General features: G+C 44.8%; 20 protein-coding genes. 3 read left to right on the forward strand and 17 right to left on the reverse strand.

Annotation, left to right across the window (positions count from 1 at the left end; translation table 11 throughout):
- Window positions 1-30 precede the first annotated feature (30 nt).
- The 4 genes from ulaA to BFI01S_RS23650 form a co-directional block, all read right to left on the reverse strand.
- On the reverse strand, window positions 31-1,293 hold the full coding sequence (ulaA, locus tag BFI01S_RS04910) for a PTS ascorbate transporter subunit IIC (protein WP_061791604.1): 1,263 nt from the start codon (window positions 1,291-1,293) through the stop codon (window positions 31-33).
- A 117-nt stretch (window positions 1,294-1,410) separates the two neighbouring features.
- The gene (locus BFI01S_RS04915; RefSeq protein WP_009332100.1) at window positions 1,411-1,680 is read right to left on the reverse strand and encodes a PTS sugar transporter subunit IIB; all 270 of its coding nucleotides are present in this window, start codon (window positions 1,678-1,680) and stop codon (window positions 1,411-1,413) included.
- A gap of 13 nt (window positions 1,681-1,693) precedes the next feature.
- Window positions 1,694-3,811 carry a BglG family transcription antiterminator gene (locus BFI01S_RS04920; protein ID WP_061791605.1) on the reverse strand — a complete coding sequence of 706 codons (2,118 nt, stop codon included), beginning with the start codon at window positions 3,809-3,811 and terminating at the stop codon, window positions 1,694-1,696.
- A 202-nt stretch (window positions 3,812-4,013) separates the two neighbouring features.
- Window positions 4,014-4,484 carry a hypothetical protein gene (locus BFI01S_RS23650; protein ID WP_174521682.1) on the reverse strand — a complete coding sequence of 157 codons (471 nt, stop codon included), beginning with the start codon at window positions 4,482-4,484 and terminating at the stop codon, window positions 4,014-4,016.
- Between the two features lie 79 nt (window positions 4,485-4,563).
- On the opposite strand from BFI01S_RS23650, the gene BFI01S_RS04930 reads away from it, so the two are divergent.
- From BFI01S_RS04930 to BFI01S_RS04940, 3 genes are read left to right on the forward strand one after another with little or no spacing between them, the layout of a single operon-like run.
- Window positions 4,564-5,532 (forward strand): nuclease-related domain-containing protein, encoded by a 969-nt coding sequence (locus BFI01S_RS04930; protein ID WP_061791606.1) that lies wholly within the window; start codon window positions 4,564-4,566, stop codon window positions 5,530-5,532.
- Window positions 5,533-5,592: 60 nt separating this feature from the next.
- Window positions 5,593-5,853 carry a CGCGG family putative rSAM-modified RiPP protein gene (locus BFI01S_RS04935; RefSeq protein WP_061791607.1) on the forward strand — a complete coding sequence of 87 codons (261 nt, stop codon included), beginning with the start codon at window positions 5,593-5,595 and terminating at the stop codon, window positions 5,851-5,853.
- On the forward strand, window positions 5,838-6,113 hold the full coding sequence (locus BFI01S_RS04940; protein ID WP_061791608.1) for a hypothetical protein: 276 nt from the start codon (window positions 5,838-5,840) through the stop codon (window positions 6,111-6,113). Before BFI01S_RS04935 ends, BFI01S_RS04940 begins: the two co-directional genes overlap by 16 nt.
- Before the next feature lie 414 nt (window positions 6,114-6,527).
- Here BFI01S_RS04940 and BFI01S_RS04945 read toward each other — a convergent pair whose 3' ends face one another.
- From BFI01S_RS04945 to BFI01S_RS05010, 13 genes are all read right to left on the reverse strand, one after another.
- Window positions 6,528-8,525 carry a methyl-accepting chemotaxis protein gene (locus BFI01S_RS04945; RefSeq protein WP_061791609.1) on the reverse strand — a complete coding sequence of 666 codons (1,998 nt, stop codon included), beginning with the start codon at window positions 8,523-8,525 and terminating at the stop codon, window positions 6,528-6,530.
- Between the two features lie 13 nt (window positions 8,526-8,538).
- Window positions 8,539-9,507: a methyl-accepting chemotaxis protein gene (locus BFI01S_RS04950; protein WP_235831102.1), complete on the reverse strand. Its 969-nt coding sequence runs from the start codon at window positions 9,505-9,507 to the stop codon at window positions 8,539-8,541.
- Window positions 9,508-9,724: 217 nt separating this feature from the next.
- Window positions 9,725-11,182 (reverse strand): CoA-acylating methylmalonate-semialdehyde dehydrogenase, encoded by a 1,458-nt coding sequence (locus BFI01S_RS04955; protein WP_061791610.1) that lies wholly within the window; start codon window positions 11,180-11,182, stop codon window positions 9,725-9,727.
- 21 nt (window positions 11,183-11,203) lie between these two features.
- On the reverse strand, window positions 11,204-12,553 hold the full coding sequence (locus tag BFI01S_RS04960) for a GntP family permease (protein ID WP_061791611.1): 1,350 nt from the start codon (window positions 12,551-12,553) through the stop codon (window positions 11,204-11,206).
- Between the two features lie 15 nt (window positions 12,554-12,568).
- On the reverse strand, window positions 12,569-13,765 hold the full coding sequence (locus BFI01S_RS04965) for an iron-containing alcohol dehydrogenase (RefSeq protein ID WP_061791612.1): 1,197 nt from the start codon (window positions 13,763-13,765) through the stop codon (window positions 12,569-12,571).
- A gap of 151 nt (window positions 13,766-13,916) precedes the next feature.
- Complete coding sequence (locus BFI01S_RS04970; RefSeq protein ID WP_061791613.1) at window positions 13,917-15,716, reverse strand: sigma 54-interacting transcriptional regulator; 1,800 nt, start codon at window positions 15,714-15,716, stop codon at window positions 13,917-13,919.
- Between the two features lie 451 nt (window positions 15,717-16,167).
- On the reverse strand, window positions 16,168-17,319 hold the full coding sequence (locus BFI01S_RS04975) for a GntP family permease (RefSeq protein WP_235831103.1): 1,152 nt from the start codon (window positions 17,317-17,319) through the stop codon (window positions 16,168-16,170).
- A gap of 39 nt (window positions 17,320-17,358) precedes the next feature.
- A complete protein-coding gene (locus BFI01S_RS04980; RefSeq protein ID WP_061791614.1) occupies window positions 17,359-18,363 on the reverse strand; it encodes a LacI family DNA-binding transcriptional regulator in 1,005 nt (334 codons plus the stop codon).
- 54 nt (window positions 18,364-18,417) lie between these two features.
- Window positions 18,418-19,698 (reverse strand): histidinol dehydrogenase, encoded by a 1,281-nt coding sequence (gene hisD, locus BFI01S_RS04985; RefSeq protein ID WP_061791615.1) that lies wholly within the window; start codon window positions 19,696-19,698, stop codon window positions 18,418-18,420.
- A gap of 58 nt (window positions 19,699-19,756) precedes the next feature.
- Entirely contained in the window at window positions 19,757-20,518 is a 762-nt protein-coding gene (locus BFI01S_RS04990; RefSeq protein WP_061791616.1) for an SDR family NAD(P)-dependent oxidoreductase, read from the reverse strand.
- 18 nt (window positions 20,519-20,536) lie between these two features.
- On the reverse strand, window positions 20,537-21,472 hold the full coding sequence (locus tag BFI01S_RS04995; RefSeq protein ID WP_082804471.1) for a 3-hydroxyacyl-CoA dehydrogenase family protein: 936 nt from the start codon (window positions 21,470-21,472) through the stop codon (window positions 20,537-20,539).
- Window positions 21,473-21,906: 434 nt separating this feature from the next.
- Window positions 21,907-22,518, reverse strand: a complete 612-nt coding sequence (pcp, locus tag BFI01S_RS05005) for a pyroglutamyl-peptidase I (protein ID WP_061791619.1) — start codon at window positions 22,516-22,518, stop codon at window positions 21,907-21,909.
- 17 nt (window positions 22,519-22,535) lie between these two features.
- Entirely contained in the window at window positions 22,536-25,490 is a 2,955-nt protein-coding gene (locus BFI01S_RS05010) for a M14 family metallopeptidase (protein ID WP_061791620.1), read from the reverse strand.
- Window position 25,491 lies beyond the last annotated feature (1 nt).

The following is a 25,491-nucleotide window of genomic DNA, read 5'->3' on the forward strand; positions in this document are numbered from 1 at the left end:
CATCAAAGTGAAGTCCCAATAATAACCAGATTAAGAAAATAGTTTAATAAGGAAGCTCAATAAAATCCCCACAATCCCAAAGTCCGAGTCTCCAAAGGTAGTTCCTTCAAATCCAAGTGATCCAAGAACCGGAAGCAATAAGGCCGGAAGGAATGAGATTAATAGACCGTTTGCGAACGCTCCGATCATCGCTCCCCTTCTGCCTCCAGTCGCGTTACCGAATACCCCTGCCGCCGCACCTGTGAAGAAGTGCGGAATCAGGCCTGGCACAATTATCTTCAGCCCTAATACTGGAAGAAGAAACATGGAAAGCAAACCAGCTACGAAGCTGAATAGGAATCCGATAATAACTGCATTTGGCGCAAAAGGGAACACTGCCGGACAATCAAGGGCAGGCTTCGCATCTTTTACCACTTTATCAGCGATTCCTTTAAAAGCTGGCACGATTTCTGCTATCAGCATCCGTACACCGGCAAGGACCACATATACACCAGCTGCAAACGTAATGGCCTGCATAAGCGAGAATACAAGGAAGTTCACTCCGCCGCTCAGTTCAGATTCCACATAGCCTTTTCCGGCGATCGGCGCCACAACCAGGAAGAGAATCGTCATTGTCAGAGACATCGCAACAGATGTATCGCGCAGGAATCCAAGTGATTTTGGCACTTTGATATCCTCTGTCGATTTGGATTTATCTCCTACACGCTTTCCAATAAAGCCGGAAACAAAGTAGCCGAAAGATCCAAAGTGGCCGACAGCTATGCTGTCATTGCCAGTGATTTCGCGTACATACGGCTGGACAAGCGCAGGCATGAATACCATTAATAATCCCAGAATAATAGACCCGATAATGATCAATGGAAGCCCTGTTACTCCGCCAGTTGCAAATACAGCAGAGATCAGGCAGGCCATGAATAAAGTATGATGTCCGGTAAGGAAAATATATTTAAATGGTGTGAAACGGGCTATTAAAATGTTCATGACCATCCCGAAAAGCATGATCATCGCGGTTTCTTTCCCAAATGTCTGCTGGGCAATCGCTACGATGGCTTCGTTGTTCGGAATGACACCCTGGATATGGAATGCCTTTTCAAACATTTTTCCGAAAATATCAAGCGAGCCTATTAAGATGCTTGCTCCTCCATTGAGGATGAGAAAACCCATGATCGTTTTGAGCGTACCTGATATGACATCGGCTATTCCCTTCTTCTGCAGAAGCAAGCCAAACAAGGCGAATAAACCAACCAGGATGGCGGGAGTGCCCAGTATATCATTCATGATGAAATCAAACATAATTACCCCTCCTTTTTAAATCCTCTGTATCTATCTATCAATCCAGTTTTCAGGTTATACTGTATTTGTTCTTTTTATTTTTTTCAGCGGGCGAGTCTATCGCCTGCTCTTTCTCTATTATGATAAATGTGATTCCAATGCCGCTTTTAACTCGTTTTGATCAAGGATGTTTGTCAAACCAATGATTGTTCTTGTTCCGTCATCCAAAGTGGAAATCAAGTCTTTAGATCCCAGGTAGATATCCGCTTTTTCAGATTTAGCCGTTGTTAAATCGGTATGTGAAACATCTGCTTCCACTCCCAGTTGGCTTAAAACTGTTTTCACGTTCATTTCTACGATAAAGCTGCTTCCAAGTCCGTTTCCGCATACAACTAGAATTTTTTTCATTTTTATTTCCTCCTTAGTCTTGTGAATATTGATTAATAATTTCTAATACGTCAGCTGCTGTATCCACATTCTGCAGTTTTTCAAGGTTATCGCTGTCAGACAGCATTTTGGACAGCTGGGATAATGCTTTTAAATGGATTTCATTATCGATGGCTGCCAGTACAAAGAGTAACCTTACCTGATGCTCGGGCTTTTCAGAGAAAGCACAACTTTCCTTTAATTGCAGAAAGCTCATTCCCAGCTTGTTCACGCCAGCTTCAGGGCGGGCATGAGGAAGGGCAATTCCAGGCGCGATGACGATATATGGCCCCATTTCATTCACGTTTTCAATCATGGCATCAATGTAATTCTGGCTGATGGATTGATCGGCCAATAGCGGCTGCGACGCCATTTGCAGTGCTTCCTGCCAGCTTGCAGCAGAATCTGCAAATTGAATTTTATCGGCGGTGAGAACTTCATTTAACATTGGCTTTTGATCCACCTCACTTTTTGCTTCTTTATTTGATTGATAGTAAACTTTCAATTCCTGGATCAGCATGCTTTCGTCTTTTATATCTGCATGCTTCCGGATAATGTCCATCAATGCCTCTATGTTTTCTGTTTTCGGCCTTTTTTCTGATGCCTGAACCTGCTTAAGCAGAGATTCCTTCTCAGATGGGTTAAGAATCGGGTTTACAATAAACACCGGTACATGTTTCCGAGATACTGGCGTGGTCGAAATGACAAAATCCAAATCAGCCAGGGACGCTTTCTCATATTCACGGACGGTGTATACATGCGCCACATCGACAAACGGCATGAGATCTTCAATTTGCTTCTGAAGGATTCGGGATGTGCCGATTCCGCTGGCACATACCACAGCTGCTTTTTTGCGGGCTTCCACCCTGACTCCTTCTTTATCAATCCAGCCTCCAAAGTGCATCGCAATATAGGCCGCTTCATCATCCGATACTTTTTTGCCAAGCACGTATTCAAAATGATGAACCACTTTTTTGGTTAGAATAAACAAATCCTGAAAGGACTCCTGTACAGATTTGGATAATGGATTCTCCAGTTCGATCCCATATTTGATTCGAAAATAAGCCGGCTTTAAATGAATCAATAGATTCCGTTCAAGTTCCTTCCGATTTTGAAAAAAAACACAGGCATACTTTTGAAAATCATCGACCATTCTTACTGCCATTGATTTGAGGATATCAAGGTCCTGATTTTCCAGCTCATGTGTATCATAGTCGCTTATTTTCGCACCTAACAGGTAGGTTGCAAGATAGCAGGCTTCATCATCAGGGACCTCAATCCGGAAACCGCTTTCAATTTTCCGGCAAATAAATCGAGCAGCGATGTACTCTTTTGTTTCTTTAATGACCTGCTTTTCAACAGGATCCATCTTGATGTATTTTCCCTGGTTGAATCTTTTGATGAGCATAAATATATGGGCGCTTAGCGTCTCCATCACTTCATCTGTGTAATGAACGCCGGAAAATGATTCACTTTCATTCAGAATCTCATAGATTGTTTCTAAATCAGTACGCTGAAACATTTCAGGTGACAGGCCAGGCGCGCCATGAATGGTTAACTGAACTTCGGATAATAGTTCGTTCCATCCGTGATTGGTTAAAACCTGTGTAAGAAAGTAAATCAGCATTTTCCGTTTATCCTGCTCTTCGCCGGCTATATAGTAGCCAGAAGGTTTATGGAAATTCAATTGAACCTGGAACTGGTTTAGCTGCTTTTTTAATTCCCTGATATCTGCCAGAAGCGTACTCCTGCTTACACCCAGCTTATCCATCAGATCCTGCAGATAAATGGTTTTCTCGCGGGTAAGGATGAGGATGGCAGTCCAGGCCATTCTTTCATTGCGTGAAAACTCATAACTGCCAGCTTTATCAAACGAATGCAGCCGCTGTTTAATCTGCTGCTTTTCTTCTTCATCGAGAAAAAATCCAGCAGCACGAACATACTTCAGTTCATCTAAACCCTGGTCTTTCAGCCAGCTATTAATTTTGTCAACATCATAATAAACAGTCCGCTTGGAAATCTGTAATTCTTCCATCAGCTCCTGCGGAGAAACATGTGTAGGCGCATGGACCATTTTCGTCAAAATCGCCATGCAGCGCTGGTCAAGAATCATCGGGAGCGCTCCCTCCTTTACCTGATTCTAAAATAGTAAGTTTGCAAAAGTCAGACTCTAAATTCATCGAATTGTCTGCTTACTACGTATTATACTCCTGTATTGCACAAAATGAAGTCCGAATTATGTAAGGGGGTTTTTGCAAAGACTGGACTCAAGGAATAAAAAAACTTCCTAATAGAATAGGAAGTGGGGGTTATACTTATTCATTTCCCTTAACAATGCGGCCTTCTGCATCATAAACAGTAACCTCAACCGGCAGTTTAATTTCATCTTTCTCGAAAACAGCATACCAAACCCACAAGTTATCCCGACCCAAAAAGCGGGATGGCTGGATATTGCCTTCACTGTTAATTATGATGGTCTTCGCATCATCCTCCGCAAATCCAAATGGGATGTGGCGGGTACTTTCTGTTTTGAGGGTGGAATCTGTCCCTTCATCCCTTCGTGACAGGCACCACCCGAAATATGTCGAATGTGAACTTTGCAAATTGGGCAGTAGAACTTGCAAATAGAATGGCGGTTTTGCAAACAGAAGGGGGTTTTGTGCAAATAGAACCGGTAAATTGCAAATAGCTACCTGCTTCCTGCAAATTGAGAAACCGTGGAATTGCCCGCGATCTACACTTGCTAATAGAGTTGGAGATTCTGCAAATAGATCAAGAAAAATCACAAATAGACTCCCATCTAAAAGAGGTATATAGACATCTATATCGAAAGTAACTAAGTAAACACAGAAAGGAGAGGCATACTTGATTAGTAAAAGCCTGAAAGTCCCCGAATTGAACCTCCAGCTTGAGGCATTGTTAAGACGAATCCCCGAACAGCATCCCGCACGTGAGAAAGTAATCTCAGAATACAAAAAGAGAAGCGCGGGCTTTAAGGGAGAAGAAAGATTATTTTATTACTTAAGCTTTCTGGAACCTAAAAAATATTGGATTTTTCATGATTTGCGGTTATCAAACGGATCGCAATTTTTCCAAATAGACGCATTGCTGCTCACGGCAAATTTTGGACTCATATTGGAAGTTAAAAATTGGACAGGCACCTTGATTTTCAGCCCTCATTTTCAGCAGGTTATCCGCATCCATAACGACAAAGAGGAAGGATTTCCAGACCCCATTTCACAAGCCCGGCATCAGACGAACCAGTTTAGAAACTGGCTTGGTCTTAATGGTTTTCCTGATATTCCACTGGAATTTTTAGTTGTAATCAGCCATCCTTCGACCATTATTAAGGCAGAGACAGAACCGCTGCAAATATCTAAGGTAGTCTTACACTCCCATCACCTTTTATCCAAAATGAATGGCATTGAAAATAAGTTCCCTCAAGAAAAAACTGACTCTAAGGAGATTCGGAAGCTATGCCGGACTTTGTTAAAAAAACATATCCCTGCACAATCCGATATTCTCGAGCACTTCAATGTTTCAGCTGAAGAAATTCTCACTGGTGTCAGCTGTCCTAAATGCACTTCCCTTCCGATGATTTTCCATTGGGGGAAATGGCACTGCCCAATGTGTTTATTTTCCTCTCCCTTAGCACATGAGGCTGCAGTCCAAGATTACTTCCGGCTTATTAAACCGTCAATTACCAACTCACAATTCCGCTCATTCACCCATATACCATCCCCCTATACGGCTTCAAGATTACTCTCCAGGATGAATCTTTCATTTAAAAGAAATAAAAGACACCGAATTTACGAAAAATCCCCTGAACAGTGATACAACTCACAAGTTTTTCCAATAAATTAATTTATAATCAGGTTGAATTGAGGTGCTAATATGGAAAAGAACTGGTCTATTTCACTTGAGCATGATAATTTTGCTAGTGATTTGGAGCTTCTGATCAACGATGCGATGGCGGCAGTCAGCCAGACAGCTAAAGGGTACTATGTCAATATAGTCACACCAGCTGATTTAGGAAATCCCGATAACTACCTAACTGAAGCACTGCTCATATACTTCGGAAATAAAGTGGACTCTCAATTTATCGATCAATGCGGGTGCGGGGGGTATGTTTTGAGGGTATGGAAAAACAAGTGAAAGATCTGACTATTTTGTGTGACTATAAAAACCGGCATGTCATTTTGAATTATTATTATGAAGAGGAGCTTATCGATCGGGATGGAATCAGCTTTAATGAGATTTATGTGCATCATGGAAAGATTTATTTTATCAAGAATAGAAAACGAATCGTAACCATCAACTCGAAGAAGTATCGTAATATATTGATAGGCGAGGATTTTCAAAATTACTATATTATGCGGAGAGATAAGAATCGTCTGGAAATCTATTTTCCTTAATACGCAGAGCTGTGAAAGCACTGAATAGGCTTTTGCGGCTTTTTTATTTGGTGAGGGTACGGTTTTGGCGATCTGTGGTTCAATTATAGGATGAGGAATGATTTCTATTTGCAGGTTGCAGGCGGTTATTTGCAAATTCCCCATTCTGTTTGCAGAATCTCCAATTCTATTTGCAATTATTAATCCTAAAAATTACCCCGAATCTTCTATTTGCAGGAAGCTGCTGGCTATTTGCAATTTCCCCATTCTATTTGCAGAATCTCCATTCTATTTGCAGCTCCAATAAATCTATTTGCAAATTTTCCAATCCTATTTGCAGAGTTCACAATTGCCCTCCTCCACCTCCACCTCAGCAGCAGCCAAGCCTTATCCAAATATAAAACAGACCCGCCAAACCTGGCGGGCCCCTCACATTTACTCCACTTTAAACCTCTTAATAGAATCCAGCAGTTCCTCCGCCATCCCCGAAAGCGAAGCAGCAGATGCCGCAATTTCTTCCATGGATGCCAGCTGCTCTTCTGTAGCGGCAGATACGTCCTGGCTTTCGGCAGTCGTGACAGCGGCAATTTCTTCGATTGCGCTGACAAGTTCCACTACCTGGTCGGCTCCTTCGGCCATGTCCCTGATGGATGATGACACTTCTGCGATCTGGCCCGAAACGGTGTCGGCAAATTGCTGGATGTGGCTGAAGGCATCTCCGGCATTATTCACCAGGTCAATTCCTTTTTCTACTTCAGCCGTGCCCTTTTCCATGGAAGAGATGGCTTTGTATGTATCCGTCTGGATCGTTGAGATCAGCTCGCGGATGCTTTCGGTTGACTTGGACGATTGTTCTGCGAGCTTGCGGACTTCATCGGCCACAACGGCGAAGCCTCTTCCGTGCTCGCCTGCTCTTGCTGCTTCAATGGCTGCGTTGAGTGCGAGCAGGTTCGTCTGGTCGGCAATGGCAGAAATAACATTAACAATCTGGCCAATCTCCTCCGAACGCTTCCCTAATGTATGAACAATTGAACCCAGTTCTGAGACTGTTACATTTATATTTTTCATCTGGTTTGTTGAAAGGTCGATGGCTTCATTTCCTTTTACAACCACTTCATTTGTCTCATTCGCCGTTTCGGCAACAACATTTGTGTTACGAATAATTCGCTGAATGCGGCCGGACATTTCTTTGACGACAGAGGTGCTTTCTTTCACTTTTTCTGTCTGCTGCTCAGTTGCAGAAGCTACTTCCTGGATGGAATTGGCCACCTGTTCGGTTGCCATATTGTTCTGCTCCGAGCTTGCCGTCAGCTGTTCTGATGATGATGCCAGGTGTACTGCTTTTTCGCTCACCTGGTTGATTAATTGCTGAAGCGAGGCGACCATCTTATTGAAGCTGATGCCCAGCTTGCTGATTTCATCGTTATTTTTCACCTCAAACTTCTGGGTCAGATCCCCTTCGCTGACTTTATCGGTTGCCGCGATGAGCTGATTGAGCGGGCGTGTAATCGAACGGACAATAAAATATGAAATAAGCGCACCAATAATTACGAAAATGGCTATGAATATAATTGTCGACATTAAGATGGGCTGTACGGCTGTTGTTACTTCTTCCAGATTCATTGTGCCAAGCACCTTCATACCTGTCAGCTCGTTGGTGGTAAAGTGCGTTTCCTTCTTTTCTCCATCAAGAGTGTATTCTACCTGCCCTTTTTCCTTTTCCAGGACTTCCGGCAGCCAGCTGCCTTCTGCCTGTGTGCCCGGCTTCTCCTGCGGGTGTACTAAAAAGCTTCCCTCTGCACTTAAGATGGCAGGAAAGCCCTCTTTTCCAATTTTAATATTATTGGATAGCTCACTAAGAGCTGAGAGACTTAAGTCAATCCCAATAACACCTGAGCTGTCGCCAAGCTTTTGGGCTACTGTAATTAGGATATTTCCACTTACAGCGTCAACATATGGCTCTGTGATGAAGGCTTTTCCCTCTGCCTCCATGGCTCCCTGGTACCAGGGGCGTGTGGTTGCATCAAAGTCAGCAGGCAAATCAGCACGCGGATAGATGACTAAATCGCCATTTTCAGAGCCTGCATAAATAGCGACAGCCTCCGGATGAAGCTCTTTATACTGGCTAAAAGCATTTGTTGTATTATCTATTTCTTCCTCAATATAAAATTCTTTTTTAATTCGTTTGGAAAAATAATTTGTATCCTCCATCTTAGGTTTAATAAAGTTCATAATAAATTGATCAAGAATTTTAACATTTTCATCTGCACTCATCTCAATCTGGTTCTTTATCTCATCATGTGCTTTCTGATAGGATATGTAGCCGATGGAAATAGAAGGAATTAATAGAATAATAATAAATGAAAGCAATAATTTCTTTCTAATCGTAAATGAAAACAGCGACCCTTTTTGTTTCTGTCTTTTCTTTTTCATAGTTTTACCCCTTTTAGTAATTTACTGCCTGTACCTGCGAGATGGCGCCTTCAAGTTTCTCGTCAACAACTCTGGCATCGTCAATATGCCTCTGAATCAGTTCGTTCACCTGGTCAAAAACTGACTTTGTATCCGTAATTTCACCTGCCACCTCCTGGGAATATCCCTTCTGAATGTTGATCATTTCAATCACTTCACTGACTTCGGTTTCAACTGTATGGATCAGGTTCGTGATCGAATCAATTTTGCTGGTAGTTTGGCCGCTGATGGACATGCCATCTTTAATTAATTCGGTGCTTGCGACTGTTGAATTCAATGTTGCTTCAATGTCGTCCTGAATATTTTTCGTCAGGGAGCTGATATTCGCGGTGCTCGTCGCTGTGCTTTCAGCCAGTTTCCGGACCTCATCCGCCACGACTGCAAATCCTTTGCCCTGTTCGCCTGCGCGTGCTGCTTCAATGGATGCATTCAATGCCAGGAGATTCGTTTGCTCTGCAATATCCTTAATGACCTGAACAATCATCTCGATTTCTTTTGACCGTTTGCTCAGCGCCTCCATTTTCTGTGAATTCACTTCCAGCTGCTCTCCCAGCTGCTTGATCAGCTGCTCAGACTTGCTGACGGATCCGCGGCCTTCCTCCGAGCTTTTTACCATCTCTTTTGCAGATTGAATCAGGTTTTCCCCTTTATCCGATAGAGTGAGGCTGTTTGAAAAAGTAGCTTCGCTATGTTTTTTTACATTTTCAAAACCGTCTTTTATTTTCAGAACCAGATCTCCCAGCATATAATGCTGACCATTAACTATTTCATGCTGGCTTACTGTTGTTGTCAAATCTTCATTAAATGAATGAATCAGTGTCTGATAATAATTTTCCTTGCGCTGAAACTCTTCTTCAGCAAACTGGAGTTTTTCTTCCAGTTCCCGTTTTTCCTCTTCCAGCTGCTTAACCTTTCCTTTTCCGAACATCATTGATCTCCCCATCTCTTATATACTCCTTTATTATATCGACAGAAAACGCGAAATTTTGTGACCTTTTTCACTCTTTTTTAAAATATCTGGGTCTATGTGTCCAAAAAAAGAGACACCTGCCTTTTATGGCAGGTGTCTCTTTGGTTGTTTTCATAGAAAAACGGGACATGGGGACAGGTTAACTGTCCCCAATGTTATTTGGGACAATGAACCTGTCCCCTCGTCCCGCTTACCAGCGTGCAGTCAGCATCTTTCTCCTCGTATAGAATTCCACTCCATCCGTTCCGTTTGCGTGAAGGTCTCCGTAGAAGGAGTTTTTCCAGCCGGAGAATGGGAAGAAGGCCATTGGCGCCGGTACGCCGATGTTGACGCCGAGCATGCCGACCTCGATATTTTCTCTGAAGTAGCGGACGCTGCTTCCGCTGTCAGTGAATAGGCATGCACCGTTTCCAAAGTCGGATTTGTTCGTAAGCTCGATTGCTTCTTCAAGATTATTTACACGCACAACAGAAAGTACCGGTGCGAAAATTTCTTCTTTCCAGATTTTCATTGATGGATCTACATGATCAAAAATCGTTGGTCCGATGAAGTAGCCGTTTTCGTGGTATGCTTCGTCTTTGCGGCCATCACGGACAAGTTTTGCTCCTTCTTTTTCGCCAATTTCAATGTAATTGCTTGTGCGTTCCTTGTTTTCCTGGCGGATGACTGGGCCAAGGAATACATTTTCATCCAGGCCGTTACCGATTGTCAGCTGACTCGCCTGTTCATTCAGTTTCGCAACCAGCTCATCTGCAATGGTATCGACAGCTACAACTACAGAGCAGGCCATGCATCTTTCGCCCGCTGATCCGTACGCAGCCGCAATGATCTCTTTCACTGCGCCATCAAGATCGGCATCCGCCATAACAATGGAGTGGTTCTTGGCACCAGCCAGCGCCTGGACACGCTTGCCTTTTGCTGTAGCTGATTTGTAAATGTACTCGGCTACAGGCTGGGAGCCAACGAATGAAATTGCCGGTACATCCTTATGGTCGATCAGGCTGTTTACCACGTCATGGGCACCATGAACAATATTGAATACTCCAGCAGGAAGGCCCGCTTCTGTAAACAGCTCTGCCAGGCGATTAGCAAGGATTGGCGTTCTTTCAGATGGCTTTAACACAAATGTGTTGCCGCACGCAATTGCAAGCGGGAACATCCAGCAGGGAACCATCATCGGGAAGTTGAATGGCGTGATGCCGCCAATAACACCAACCGGATAGCGGTACATGCCTGATTCTATATCTGTTGCAATATCCGGAAGCTGCTTGCCCATCATGAGGGATGGGGCACCTGCAGCGAATTCTACACATTCTATTCCGCGCTGCACCTCGCCATAGGCTTCTTTATAGTTTTTGCCGTTTTCCTGTGTAATCAGCTTTGCCAGCTCGTCCCAGTTATCAATTAAAAGCTGCTGGTATTTAAATAGAATTCTGGCTCTCTTTGGCACCGGTGTTTTGCTCCAGGTTTTAAAAGCTTCCTTGGCTGCCTGTACAGCATGATCGACATCTTCGCGTGTGGAAATCGGTGTGCGGGCAAGCTCCTCGCCCGTTGCAGGGTTTGGCACTACTTCAAATTTATCTGTATTGGCATCCACCCATTCACCATTGATAAAGTTTTTTAATACCGTTGTTGTTGTCGCTGTCATAGTAATAATCCCCTTTCGAAATTAAAAGATTGAATATAAGAATATTGCCAGGAATAGTACAGCCGTTGGCATTGCTACACTTAGAATGAAAATTGGCCAATAGGAGCGTTTATGGGTTTCTCCGCATATCGCCCGGATCGTTGTTACGACATATCCATTATGCGGCAGTGAGTCCAGTCCGCCGGAGGCAAGCGCTGAAATTCTATGCATGGCACCTGGGTCCAGTCCTTGCGACAGATACATTGGCGCCAGAATCGGCAGCGCAATGCCTAAGCCGCCGGATGCCGACCCGGTAATACCGCATATCAAAGTAACCGCAATCCCCAGTCCCATCAGCGGGGGCCCCGGGATATTTACCAGTGCATCTACAAAGGTATCAAATGCAGCAACCTGGGCTGCAACACTTCCGAAGCCTACAACCGCACATGTATTAGCTGCGGCAACTAAAGCATCCTGGGCACCCTTGGCAAGCGCCTCCCAGAATCCGACTAAATATTTCATCATCAGCACACATGCCAAAACGATGCCGCTGGTCAGGGAAATCAATGCGGCCGCCGTCGAAGACGTAAAGTTGGCAGCGGTATTTAAAATCGCAATCACTGATGCCAGCGGTAAAATGGCCATGATCACATTCGGATAGCCTTTCCCTGCCGGAGCAGCATTCAGCCTTTGCATTTCCAGCTCCGATTCAAGAGCTGCTGCCGACTCATTGGCACCGGACGGCTGATTAGGCAAGGAGAATACCTCCCCATTTTGGACCGCTTTTTTCACCATCCGGCTAAGCAGAATACCGCCTATTACCATGATCAATAGGGCCATTAACACCCCGATGATTCCGCCCGCTGTCGGCTTTGTTCCAAAAAACTCTGTCGGAATCAAATTTTGGATTTCCGGCGAGCCCGGTGCAGTCATCGTAAAGGATATGGATCCGAACACCAACGCCGCCGGGATAAAACGATGCGGCAGATTGGCCACTTTAAATAGGGAAACAGCAATTGGGTAAACGGCGAAGCCTACAACAAACAAGCTGACGCCTCCGTAAGTCATGATGGCTGCTGCCGCCACGACTGCAAATACCGCTCTTGATGGCCCAAGTGTATCCTTGACCCAATTCGCAATGCTGTCAGCCGCTTTGGTTACCTGCATGATTTTTCCGAATATGGCGCCCAATAAAAAGATGAGGAACCATGAGTAAAAATAACCTGTAAAGCCTGTCATGTAATGCTCTGTCAGGGCTGTCTCAAGGTTAAGCCCTCCTGTCAGAGCAACCACAACTGCACTGATGATGGCGGCAATAATAATATTTACGCCTTTCATAGTTAAATACATTAATAGAAGCAGTGAAGCGATTAACCCCAGCATTCCAATCATCTGTATGTCCCCCTGTTACACTTTCTCGGTTTCAGAGGAAAACTGATAATCGTAGCAAACATGGTAAAGCTCTTCGAGTTCGCTTTTAGCCGGAACTCTTGGATTGTTGCCCGGGCTGCCGCTGTCGATGGCGTCGTCTGCCATTTTACCAACCGCATCCGAAAAGGCTTCCGCGTCTATTCCCCAACCTCTTAAGTTAGGAATATTTAATTTCCTGCAAAGCTCTTTGATGGATTGAACAGCCACTTCTGCAGCTTCTTCATTGGTAAGGCTTTCATTATCAGGCTGAAAAACTCGGCCGATATCCGCCAGGCGGTCCACACATGCTTCCTGGCTGAACTCAAGAACAGCCGGCAGAAGCATGGCATTTGAGATTCCATGAGGAACATGGAATAATGCACCGATTGGACGGCTCATTCCATGGACAAGGCATACAGATGCGTTTGAAAACGCCATTCCAGCCTGCAGGGACCCAAGGCTCATTGCCTCCCTGGCATCGACATTGTCCCCCTCATTGTAAGCGGTTAAAATATTTTTCACGATCAGCTTCATGGCCGATATCGCTATTGTGTCTGTCATCGGATGTGCCATTTTGGAGAGATATGCTTCAACTGCATGGCTTAGGGCATCAACCCCGGTTGCTGATGTTACATTCTTCGGTGATGAAAGGGTAAGCAGCGGATCCACAATTGCCACGCTCGGCATAAACGCAGGCTGTTTGATCATCATTTTGACATCATTGGATGAATTTGTGATGACGGTTACATCTGTCGCCTCAGAGCCAGTCCCGGCTGTTGTCGGAATCGCTATGTGAGGAACCGGTGCATTCTGTGCCAGTTTCTTTCCTCCCATATACTCGCCGATATAGCCGCCATTTGTTGCTAATACCGCAATGGCTTTTGCTGTATCGATACAGCTGCCGCCGCCTACTGAAATAACCAGGTCACATTGCTGCTTTTGAAACAGCTCGAGTGCTTCTGCCACATACTCGTCAGTCGGCTCAGATGCTACCCCCAGATAGATCTCACTTTTTACCCCCGCTTCTTGGAGATATATTCTGCATTCACTTACATATCCAAGCTGATCCATTATTTTATCACTGATAATTAATGCGTTTTTCCCTCTGAGCGCTGCTTCAGCACCAACTTTTTCGGAAGATCCCCTTCCATAAAAGATCGCTTCCGGCACCCGGAAAACTGCTGGCTTCTCCATTGGACATTCCACCCCTTTTGTTCTATTACTACTTATACTTGCAAGGAGCGTGCCAACTTTGAAATCCAGTAAAGTCAGTGCTTTCTTTCGGTGAAAGTGTAGTCACTACACTACAGTTGTAGATTTTTTGTAGCGAAACCACTACACTCATTCAGGTTATTCTATGCTTTTTCAGTTTTTGATAGAGAGTTGTCCGATGAATTCCAAGCAAATCTGCAGCTCTCGATTTATTTCCGCCTGCACTTCTTAATGCATCCAGAATAATTTCAGACTCTCTTTGGCTGCCCAGTAATTTAGCTTCCTCAATTGACCCTGCAGCTGGATTCTCCTTTTTCAAGACGGGTTCCGGCTTTTTCAGCATCTCCGGCAAATGATGATAGTCAATGACCTTCCCATCAACCAGTGTCACCAGCTGTTCCACTGTATTCACCATCTCGCGGATATTCCCTCTCCACGGATGCTGGACAAAAGCGTTCACCGCCTCAGATGTAAATAGTTTTCCAGGTACCTGGTACCGCTCACAGATTTCCTTCAGATAATGGACCAGCAGGACAGGAATATCCTTTTTCCGTTCCCGCAGCGGAGGGATATGGAGCTGGATGATGTTCAGCCGGTAATAAAGATCCTCACGGAATTCCCCGGTTTCAACCATGTGCATAAGGTTGCGGTTTGTTGCGGCAATAATTCTGACATTAATCTGATACTTTTTCACACCGCCGACTCGTTCTGCTTCCTTTTCCTGCAGGACCCGCAGCAGCTTGGTCTGCATGACAAGCGGCATCTCTCCGATTTCATCGAGAAAAATCGTGCCATTGTCTGCAAGCTCAAACTTCCCCGGCTTGCCGCCTTTTTTCGCCCCAGTAAAGGCGCCTTCTTCATAGCCAAACAGTTCAGACTCGAATAAATGCTCCGGAATGGCCCCGCAGTTGACACTGATGAAAGGCCCGGTGGAAAAAGGGCTGAGGTGATGGATGCTCTTGGCGAACATCTCTTTTCCCGTCCCGCTTTCCCCTGTTATGAGGACAGTGGCCACAGTCCTGGCCGCCTTCCGTGCCAGCCTCTTCACTTCCGTAATCCCTTCACTTGTCCCAATGATTTGGTCAAGGGTAACCCGGCTGTCATTTTCCTTTTTCTTTGTGAAAAGATCCGGCTTGGCATCTTGGTTTTCCTGCAGCTTTTCATAGATTTTATAAACTTCTGTGACTCCCTCAAAAATCAGCATTCCGATGGCGCCGGCAATCCGTCCTTCCTTCCAGAGGGGGATCCGGTGCACCACCATGTCATGGCCCTGGATGTTCTGGAGAACCCCCCGTTCAGCTATCCCGGTCTTTACCGTTTCATGAAGATGTGTGTTATCAATGACCTCTGTGACATGCCTGCCAATCGCATCCTCCCGCTTTATGCCGGTAAAACGGCTATAGGCCTCGTTAAATTCCTGCAGAATGCCGTTTTCATCGACAACCGCTATTCCCTCATAGGCACTTTCCAAAATGGCGCCAAGTGCACCCTCGGAATTATGCTGCTGCCTTAGCTTATACAGGTATTTGGAGAGCCCATCCAGAATATCTCTGGCTGTCAGAATGCCAAGCAGCTCGCCATCTTCGCCCGTGACAGGAAGCTGATCGTAGGGAAGCGACATAATATCAAGAATGGAATCATCCGGCCGGACAGCTGCCTGATTCGATTTGGGAATGCTGCCAATTAAAGCATCACCCGGGTTGCCCTGGGCAAAGTAGTTAAGCAGCTTCCTGGAAGTGATCATTCCAACCAAGCGATTGCTTTCATCAGCGACAGGCAGGCTTTCCAGATGAAGGCTCGCCATCATTTTTGAAGCTTCTGCCAGTGTCTGCCCCGGCTGAATACAAAACGGGCTGGGTGTCATCCAGTTTTTCACTTTTAGCAGCTCATCATTTAGTAAGTCCTCTTTCTTATCAGAAATGGATTGAGGCATACGGAACCCCTCCGGTAATTTTAATTTTCTAAATTATAACACTTTTGAAGAGATAGATAGGTTCCAGGGTGGTGCCTGAGTGTGAACATTACTAATAGGGATGGGAAACCTGCAAATAGAGTGGACCATCTTGCAAATAGACCGGGTGAATCTGCAAATAGCATGGCCACTCTTGCTAATAGGGATGGTAATTCTGCAAATAGAGCAATCCCGCTAAGAGGATGCTGCCGATTTTCATAAAAAATAACTCTTTTTAAAAGCTAAGCTGATTCCAGTTTCGGAGTTTTGAACATTACTAATAGAAACGGGAAATCTGCAAATAGAGATGCTTATTTTACAAATAGACCGGGTGAATCTGCAAATAGCGTGGCCCTTCTTGCAAATAGTGAAGGTAATTCTGCAAATAGAGCAATCCCGCTAAGAGGATGCTGCCGATTTCCCTAAAACACTTTTAAAAAATAACCTGATTCCAGTTTCGGAGTTTTAATAGAAATGGGAAACCTGCAAATAGAGATGTACATTTTGCAAATAGACCGGTTGAACCCGCAAATAGCATGGCCGATCTTGCAAATAGTCCCAGAAATTCTGCAAATAGCGCAAGCCTGCACAGCGGATACCGCCCCGATTTTAATAGAAAGAAAGACAGAGAGCCTGAACCTCTCTGTCTTTCTGATAAGCACTTTAGAAAATCGAGAATAAAATGACCGCTAAAATAACACCAAGTATCGGCACAATCTGATACGGCTCCCCATACATTCGTGAAATACTTACGGTTAAGAAAATAAGTTGCAAAACAGCCGCTCAATAAGGCAATAATTAAGGCTGACTGTGCCAATGAATCATGGGAAATAAATGAAATGACAAGGACGACCACTAGGGGAATCATACTTAATAATGGGCTTGGCAAGTTTTCACGGATCAGTGCAGTATCTGTTTCTCTTGCCTCAAATTTTTCTCCATTGCGTATCGCCTTATTAATCATTTTCTTCAGCCACCAGTATCCGAATGCCATCATAAAGATTGCGACAATGAAGCTGACTTCCCAGGCGGCATATGGGGAAGTGCCTAGGAACTCAATCGGAATCCAGTTTTGGATCTCCGGGGAACCCGCAGACGTCATGGTAAATGTAGTCGAACCGAAGGCAAGAGCTGCCGGAATGAATCTTCTTGGCAGATTGGCTTCCTTAAATAGGCTCAATGCCATTGGATAGACGGAGAAAGCAACAACAAACAGACATACACCGCCATAGGTTAAGACCGCACAGGCAATGACAACAGCTAACGCCGCCCGCTTCATGCCAATTTTATCGATAATCCATTTGGAAACACTGTCTGCTGCTCCGCTGTCTTCCATAAGTTTTCCGAAAATGGCCCCGAATAAGAACATCAAATACCAGGATGTAATAAACCCCGCAAATCCATTCATATAGTTAGTCAGAAAATTGACCTCTCCCTCGCCTGCCAGCTGAGGGAAAATCGGCAATCCACTGAATATTGCAACAATAAATGCTGAAAGAGGGGCAGCAAGCAGCAGATTCATCCCTCTCATCGTCAAATAGATGAGAAGCCCGATCCCCCCAAGCAATCCGATCATACTTAGCATAAAAAGCCTCCTATCCCGAAAACCCACACCTTCTCTCCATTAACTTCTGTCCGCTACGGATCCTCTTTCCACCAAATGGCCTTCTAATCTTTGGATTTCAGGGGTGTCCGTGTCCCCATTAATATGCTCCAAAAGGAGGTTAATCGAATAATCGACCATTTCGTCTACCGGCTGGTGCCAGGTGGTTAATTCATAAGATGCCCAATCTGACATAGCCACATCGTCAAAGCCTACTACAGATATATCCTCAGGGATTTTGATACCCTGTTTTTTCAGATAATCCATTGCGCCGAAAGCGGATATGTCATTTGCACAGAAGATGGCATCTATCTTTTTACTGCGTTCCAGCAGTTTTTGGGCTGCTGTAAATCCTCCTTCATATGAATAAAGGCCGTTTTCGGTTAATAAGGAAGAGATGCCGTGTTCTGCCAAAGCTTCCTGGAAGCCATTTTTTCGATCAACTGTTGTTGATGTATTCATCGGTCCGGAGATAAAGGCGAGATTTTCATGTCCCTTTTCTATCAAGTAGTGCCCAATCCTTTTCCCGGCAGCAAAGTTATCGCATACAACAGCACTGCTTAAGGAATCGTTTACATATCGGTTAAACAGGACGACCGAGATGCCATTGCGGGTAAACTTCTGTACAGTCGAAGAGGTCAGTAGCGCATCTGTGATGATGGCTCCCTCGACGCTGTATTCAATTAAATGGCTCACTTCATCCTCTTGGATCTCGTTATTCTGGGAGTTGATAAACATCACCTTGTACCCTTTTTCAGCCAGCCTGCTGTAAAACTTATCAAGGATTTCCGGATAAAAAGGGTTCTGGATATTTCGCATGACAACGCCGATGATGCGGGACTGATTGGTAATCAGGCCCCGTGCTATGGCATTCGGCTGATATCCAAGCTGTTCGGCAGCATCCAGAATTAGCTTTTTCTTTTTTGATGAGATACTTGAATTTTCACTAAAAGCCCGGGATACGCTCGATTGGGAAACGCCTGCCAATCGGGCGACATCCATTGCTGTCACTTTTTTATTTTTCAACGCGTGTTCCTCCTGCCCGAATCTAGACAGAGAAATTATAACAGATTTTGCTTACTACACGAGACTGCTGTAGCGTTTTACACGAAGATCAGCCTGTGCCTGGTGGCCTTTAAAGCCTTCAAGGTCACATAGACGGGATGCATATTCACCGATTTTCGCACTCGCTTCCGGAGTTGTTCTCTGGTATGTGCACGTTTTCAGGAATTTACCCACCCATAATCCGCCTGTGTAGCGGGCTGCCTTTTTCGTTGGAAGTGTATGGTTTGTTCCGATTACTTTATCACCGTAAGCCACATTCGTTTCAGGCCCAAGGAAAAGTGCACCGTAATTTGTCATGTTTTCAAGGAAGTAGTTCGGATCTTCAGTTAAAACTTCCACATGCTCATAAGCCAATTTGTCCGCTTCCACTAGGGCTTCTTCCAGGCTGTCTACTAAGATGATGGAGCCGTAGTCTTCCCATGCCGCTCCTGCAACATCTGCTGTTGGAAGAGTCTCCAGCTGGCGTTCGATTTCTGCCACTGTTTCATTCGCTAATTTTTCAGATGTTGTAATTAGACAAGCAGGAGAGTTTGGTCCATGCTCAGCCTGTCCTAAAAGGTCTGTTGCAATTATTTCTGCATCGGATGTTTCATCCGCTATGACAAGAACCTCAGTTGGGCCTGCGAACAGATCGATACCGACTCTTCCATACAATTGGCGCTTCGCTTCCGCCACAAACGCATTTCCTGGCCCAACAAGCATATCAACCGGCTCGATGGTTTCTGTTCCGATTGCCATTGCACCCATCGCCTGGATTCCGCCAAGCAGGTAAATCTCGTCAGCGCCGGCAAGATGCATCGCCGCAACCGTTGCAGAAGGAATTTCTCCTTTAATTGGAGGTGTGCAGGCAATTACGCGCTTAACGCCCGCTACTTTCGCCGTCAACACACTCATGTGAGAAGAAGCAACCATTGGGTAGCGTCCGCCGGGAATATAGCAGCCGACACTGTTTACTGGAATGTTTTTGTGTCCAAGGAACACGCCAGGCAATGTTTCGACTTCAATGTCCTTCAGTGCTGCTTTTTGATGCTCGGCGAAATTGCGGATCTGCTCTTGTGCAAACTTGATATCATTGATCGTTTGTTCAGGTACAGATGCCACGATCTCCCAGATTTGCTCTTCAGATAGTCTGAATTGCTCCGGTGACCACTTATCGAACTGCTCGGAAAGCTTGCGAACCTCCGCATCTCCGTTTTCTTCAATATTTTTAAGAATGGCGCTCACCGATTCTCTTACTTTTACATCTGCTTCCTGTACCTCTTGATCATTTTTGCCTTGTTTTAAGAAAGTTACCATTTTGATATCACTCCTGTTTTTATTTTTTGAATACGTATGCAAAGTTAAGGAAAAAAATTTAAATGGCTGTCCAGCCGCCATCTACTTTTATTGTATCGCCTGTAATGAACTTTGATAGATTGGAAGAAAGGAATAGAGTTACGGCCGAAACATCCTCGGCATCCGCAAGTTTTCCAAGCGGAATTCTGCCGTAGACTTCCTTTTCGAATTCCTTGTCTTCGAACATTTTCGAAGTCAGCTCTGTTTCAATAAAGGTTGGAGCCACTGCGTTTACATTGATGCCATTTGAAGCCCACTCAACCGCGAGCGCTTTTGTCAGCTGCACCATGCCTCCCTTGCTTGCACAATAGGCCGCCCGTTTGTAGTAGCCGACAAACGCCATCTGGGAAGCAATATTGACAATCTTGCCGGATTGATTCGGAATCATATACTCGGCTGCTTTCTGGCTGCAGAAAAACGCTGCCTTCAAATTGGTATCAAGCGTCAGGTCCCAGTCCTCTTCCGTCACTTCCATGGCAGGCTTGGCCCGGTTAATTCCGGCGTTATTAATCAGAACATCTAGTGAGCCCATATAATCCACTGCTGCTTCTGTCATTCTTTTAATCTCTGAGACATTATTTAAATCAGCGGAAACATAATAGCTATTGTTGTTTATTTTTTTCAGTTCATCGGTTGTCTGGCGGAGTGCCTCTTCATTTCTCCCCACGATCACAACCTTCGCTCCGTTTTCGGCAAAGGAAATGGCGATATCCCTGCCGATTCCTTTGCTTCCGCCTGTCACAATTACTGATTTATTCTCCAGGTCAGGAAAGTTCTTCATGCCATTCCTCCATCAGAATTATTGAATTCCCAGATCCTTTTTTAAAAAACGGATGAGCTCAGCTTCCCTTTTCTGATTGTACTCTTTGGAAAAAGCCTCATCCCATTTGTAGTAGCCTTCACCCGTTTTGTCGCCGAGCTTCTGTTCAGACACAAGCTTCTTTAGTTCCGGCAAAGATTCCTCTGCACTGGATAAGTGCTGGAACAGATAATCAGAGATGGCGGAGAAGACATCCAGCCCGCCCATATCGGCCGTCATCAACGGGCCTGAAACAGGGAGCCTGCGTCCAATGCCGTAAGTAACGGCATCATCAATATCTTCTTTGCTCGCGATGCCTTCCTCCAGAAGGTATTGGGCTTCACGGAAAAGTGCATATTGAAGGCGATTGCCGACAAAACCGGGAACCTCTTTTTTCACTTCAATCGGCTTTTTCTTCATTTGCTTTAAAAGCTGAAAGGATCTTTCCACTGCTTCATCGCCGGTCTTCTCACCGCGAACAACCTCGACAAGTGGAATTAAATGTGCCGGGTTCCAGAAGTGCGTCACTACCGTGCGTTCCGGATGGGCAGTCTCTGAAGCAATCTCCGTTGGACTAAGGCCTGAAGTATTGCTTGCAAGAATGACATCGGGATCACAGAGAGCGTCGAGACGTTTGAATAAGTCAATCTTTAATTGAATGTTTTCCGGTACAGCTTCAATCACGAAAGTAGCACCCTGAACTGCTTCTTCAACAGAGACAGTCATTTTAATATTTTCCTGAATGTGGCCAGCTTCCGATTCGGATAAAATACCGTTATTGAGCATAACCTCAAGCTTCTTCAGCATGTTGGTCCAGCCCTGTTCCAGGTCGGCGTCGCTGATTCCCTGCATGGTCACGCTCAGTCCGGCCCAGGCCGCGTTAAGCGCAATTGAATGGCCCATCGTGCCGCACCCAAGTACAGCTATTCTCTCCAATCGCTCACCATCTTTCTGAAATTTCTAGTTTTTGAATACGTATTCAATATACAATGTAAGCGCTGTAATTTCAAGTTGAAACACTAAATTATGAAATTACTTTATGTTTGTCTCATCCGGGAATGCAGTGTTTAAAGGGGTTTCCCGGGTTCAATCAAACGTTTGATTGATTTTAATAGAAGGCTTGATAGGTCAGACCCTGGCACGCTGCTTAAGTGCTGTGAATGTGAACATTACCAATAGAACCGGGAAACCTGCAAATAGAATCCTTGAACCTGCAAATAAAATCCTTGAACCTGCAAATAGAGCTGGGAATTTTGCAAATAAGCCTTTTCGCACGATGAATTTATAAAAAGAAAGACAGAGAGTATGCACCCTCTGTCTTCTCTGATACGATTTTGTATCTAAAAATGTCTCCACGAGATGCTCAAACCTTAAAACTTCGATGCCAGCACCTCGAGGCAAATTAAGATTCCTTTTTTGAGGTCTTCGTGTGACCAGCTTGGGATTTTTCCGTGCTGGATGGCGAGTTCGTGGGAAGCAGGGATATGGATAAATCCAGACGGTATGTTTTTATTATGTGTTTTGGCATAGTGCAGCCCCTGATACATGACATGGTTACATAGGTAGGTCCCCGCAGTGTTCGATACTTCTGCAGGCAAACCTGCTTCCTTTAAGCGATTAACCATGGCTCGTACGGGCAGTGTGGACATATAGCCGTCCGCTCCATCTTCCTGGATCATTTCATCGACCGGGACATTGCCGCTATTGTCAGAGTTTCCATCATTTATGTTAATCGCGATTCTTTCAGGAGTTATTTTATAGCGCCCGCCACCAAGACCTAAAGAAATGACCGCATCAGGCTGAATTTTTTCAATATGCTCTAATAACAGCTTCCCCGACTTTTTAAAATCGACCGGTAAAATTTCGCCCTGTACTTTGTATTCTCCGACCTCTTCCCCATTTAGTTCTTCCACTATTCGCTTAGTCGGATTAATTGTAAAATCAAGAAATGGTTCAAAACCAGTTAATAATAGAGTTTTCATTATTAAAACCTTCCTTTTCACGAGAGTTTAATAGGCCTTATTCGTTCATGCGATAGCCCATTTCTTTTCACTTCTATACGGGCCTTTTGAAGAACCTCCAAAATGGCTAAATCAAAAACAATATGCGCTTCTATACAGCTTTCAAGCACCTCATCATATACCACTTCATCTGCCGCTTCTGAAATTATTTCCGCTGCAATCCAGTCTGGATATCTTGAAATGCCAATGGTTGAATAAGATGGTGCTACATCTGCCTGCCGGTAAAAGTGGATGCCTGGCGCTTCTTCAATTGGAAAAACTTCTGGCAGCCACTGATTGCCATACTTCCTGAACCGCTCCTGCCAGTATTGATTTTCTTTATCTATGCTGGTACCGCTGATATACTGGCTTATCTTTGAAACAACAGACTCCAGATTTTCAACATGTAAGTCACGGTGGTCTCCGCTCGATAATCGTCCAATCCCATAAATTTTGGCGCTTGGAAGAAAATAGGAAACCGGAAAGCGCGGCGGACTATTATATCCTGCAAAAGGCTGCACCCACTCATGGGCCGGGATTCCGTGGTCATCAACAATCACGTCTGGTGCCCAGCGGCGAAGGATTTTGGGATAGACATTTGCCTCGCCAAACACTGTTTTTTGAAAACGGACAAGGGAATACTCCAGCCCAACGGCATTATATCTGGCAGCGTGATGCTTCCATTCCGGATGCTCTTTTGCAAGCTTTTTTACTAGTTCATATCCATCCGGATTTGCGAGAGGCAGGATGATGAGGTTAATTTCCTTTTGCCAATCACCAAATTTCTTACCGGCACGTTCCAGCAGCTGAAGGACAGCAGGCGTACTTGATACTTCATTGGAATGATGCCCTGCTTCTATGAAAATTGTTTTCTTGAATAATGACATTTTTAAAGGAGAATAAAACTCCTCCCCCGCATCCATGAAACATTCAATAATAGGAATGGCATGCCCCTGATAGGAATGGTCCGGATATAAGATCCGATAGGACCTCTGCTCGTCCAGCCAGCGCTGTACATCCTGATGGATATGCCCTTCAGGTTTTTCAAAAGCTTCAATCGCCAGGGTGACCTCTTCCTTGTCATTGGTCATGATTGCTTTAGCCAATGCCCCTTCCTCATTAAATAGAATAGAGGTTGTCACCCAATTTTCAAGCGGCTTGTCCTCCCAGCTGTACACCCGAATACACGCTTCCGGTTTCCCTCCTTTTCTAACATGCAAAAAAGGATGGACACCGCCTGGAGCATTAAATGGTTTACCTTCAAGCTCTTCACCCATATGGGCAAAATAATCAAGAGTATTGAAATAAAGATCCTCATGCAAGGCTTCAAGTGAAGATACACGTTCTTCATCAACCGGCAGTTTCCGCTCTTCTTCACTCATCCACACATCGATTTCAATACGGTCAAATAATGGCCTCGTGTGGCCTTGCCCATCCTTATAATCGGCAACTTCCCTGCGAATCCTTGGCAGCACTTCCTCTGTATAATGGCGGTAAAAACGTTCCCTATCCGTTTGGATGAGCTGTTCCCGGACAACAATCCCGCCTTTGCGAATTCGGACAGCACTTGAAACAGGATAAACATAATGCTTTCCATCCACATATGGCAGCTCAGAAACAGGAACATCCAATGAGCCTGCAAAATGTCTCACACCCTGTGCATCCACACGAAAAACTTCATATGTATGTTCCAGCTTGTCCTCTAACTGATAATTTACCTGTGCAGCCTTCAGATTATACTCTTCCTCTATTAACCTGTCCGCAGGATACATTTCCTGGATCCAGCGAATGGGAAGCTCCAGCCCATGTTCCCCTGTTTCCTTCTTCACTTTTATCTCCAGACCCAGGACATCTTCGGCAGATTCCCGCAAGTCAGGCAAAACCTCTTCAACAAGCCAATGCATGCCTGTTTTAAAAGCAGACCGAACTTTTAACGTCTTTACTTTAGGAAAAAGATTCCCCCATTGTTTCTCCAGATTCCGGCGAACTTCAACTGGCTCCGATAAAAAAACCTCAATATCAGCACCTTCAAGATCCCCTGAACCTTTTAAAACTCCATAAGCCAGGTCTGTTTCCTGCACATCCTCCCACTCCGCTTCAAACAGCAGCGGAGCCTCCGTCTTTTGCTTTAAAAGATATCCCTGTTCCCAGTAGCCAAAGGCACCGCCCTCGCTCCAATGCTTCTCCCTTGCAAGATGCTGGGCAGCTAAGCCTAATAATTCCTTTGGTCCCTTTAACTGCAATACATTCGGTTCTGTAAGCTCTAAACTAGCAGAGGAATCCCCAAGAACCTCGAGTCGCAGTCCTTCAGACGAACTCCCGTTACCAGTTACAGGGAAAATAATGTCAGTAGAGCACATCGCACTTCTAGCGGCAAAGCAGCATAATCCTTTTATTAGATCTGCTGTTTTAATAGATTCTTCCACACTCACGTTCAGGTTTAACAGTTTCGATGGAGACGCTTCATTATTATCGCCAATACCGGAAAAGCTCCACAAATCACTCAAGCTATTAATTTCAGGAGTTAACTCTGCTTTCCTGCCCTCAATCGTTTTGATAAAACTTTGTCCCGCAGTTAGTCTGCCATCCTTAAGTTCAAGCGCAACACTGGTTCCACTGGACTCTTTAGGGTCCATCGCAGCTAAATGTTTCAGTAAATCGGATAATTCCGCTTCACTCTTATACCTGACAATAAGCTCCCGATTTTCAAGCCTTATCTCGGTTTTTACATCCGAATGGATAAAATTCATTTTCACAGCATTCTTATCTGGTTCAAAAAAACGAAGGGATAGAGAAGTAGTTTCATATCCCAGCCGGGCACAAAAGTCAATTAATCCTTCTGGTGCGAGATGGTCAGGAAGGTCTATATATACAGCTGTTCCATCAATGACTCCATCGTTATTGTTATCACGCAGCAAGCCTTCCTTTGTCCATATTGCAAAAATATTATCCACC

It is taken from the genome of Cytobacillus firmus NBRC 15306, from assembly GCF_001591465.1.
In the GTDB taxonomy this organism is placed as follows: domain Bacteria; phylum Bacillota; class Bacilli; order Bacillales; family Cytobacillaceae; genus Cytobacillus; species Cytobacillus firmus.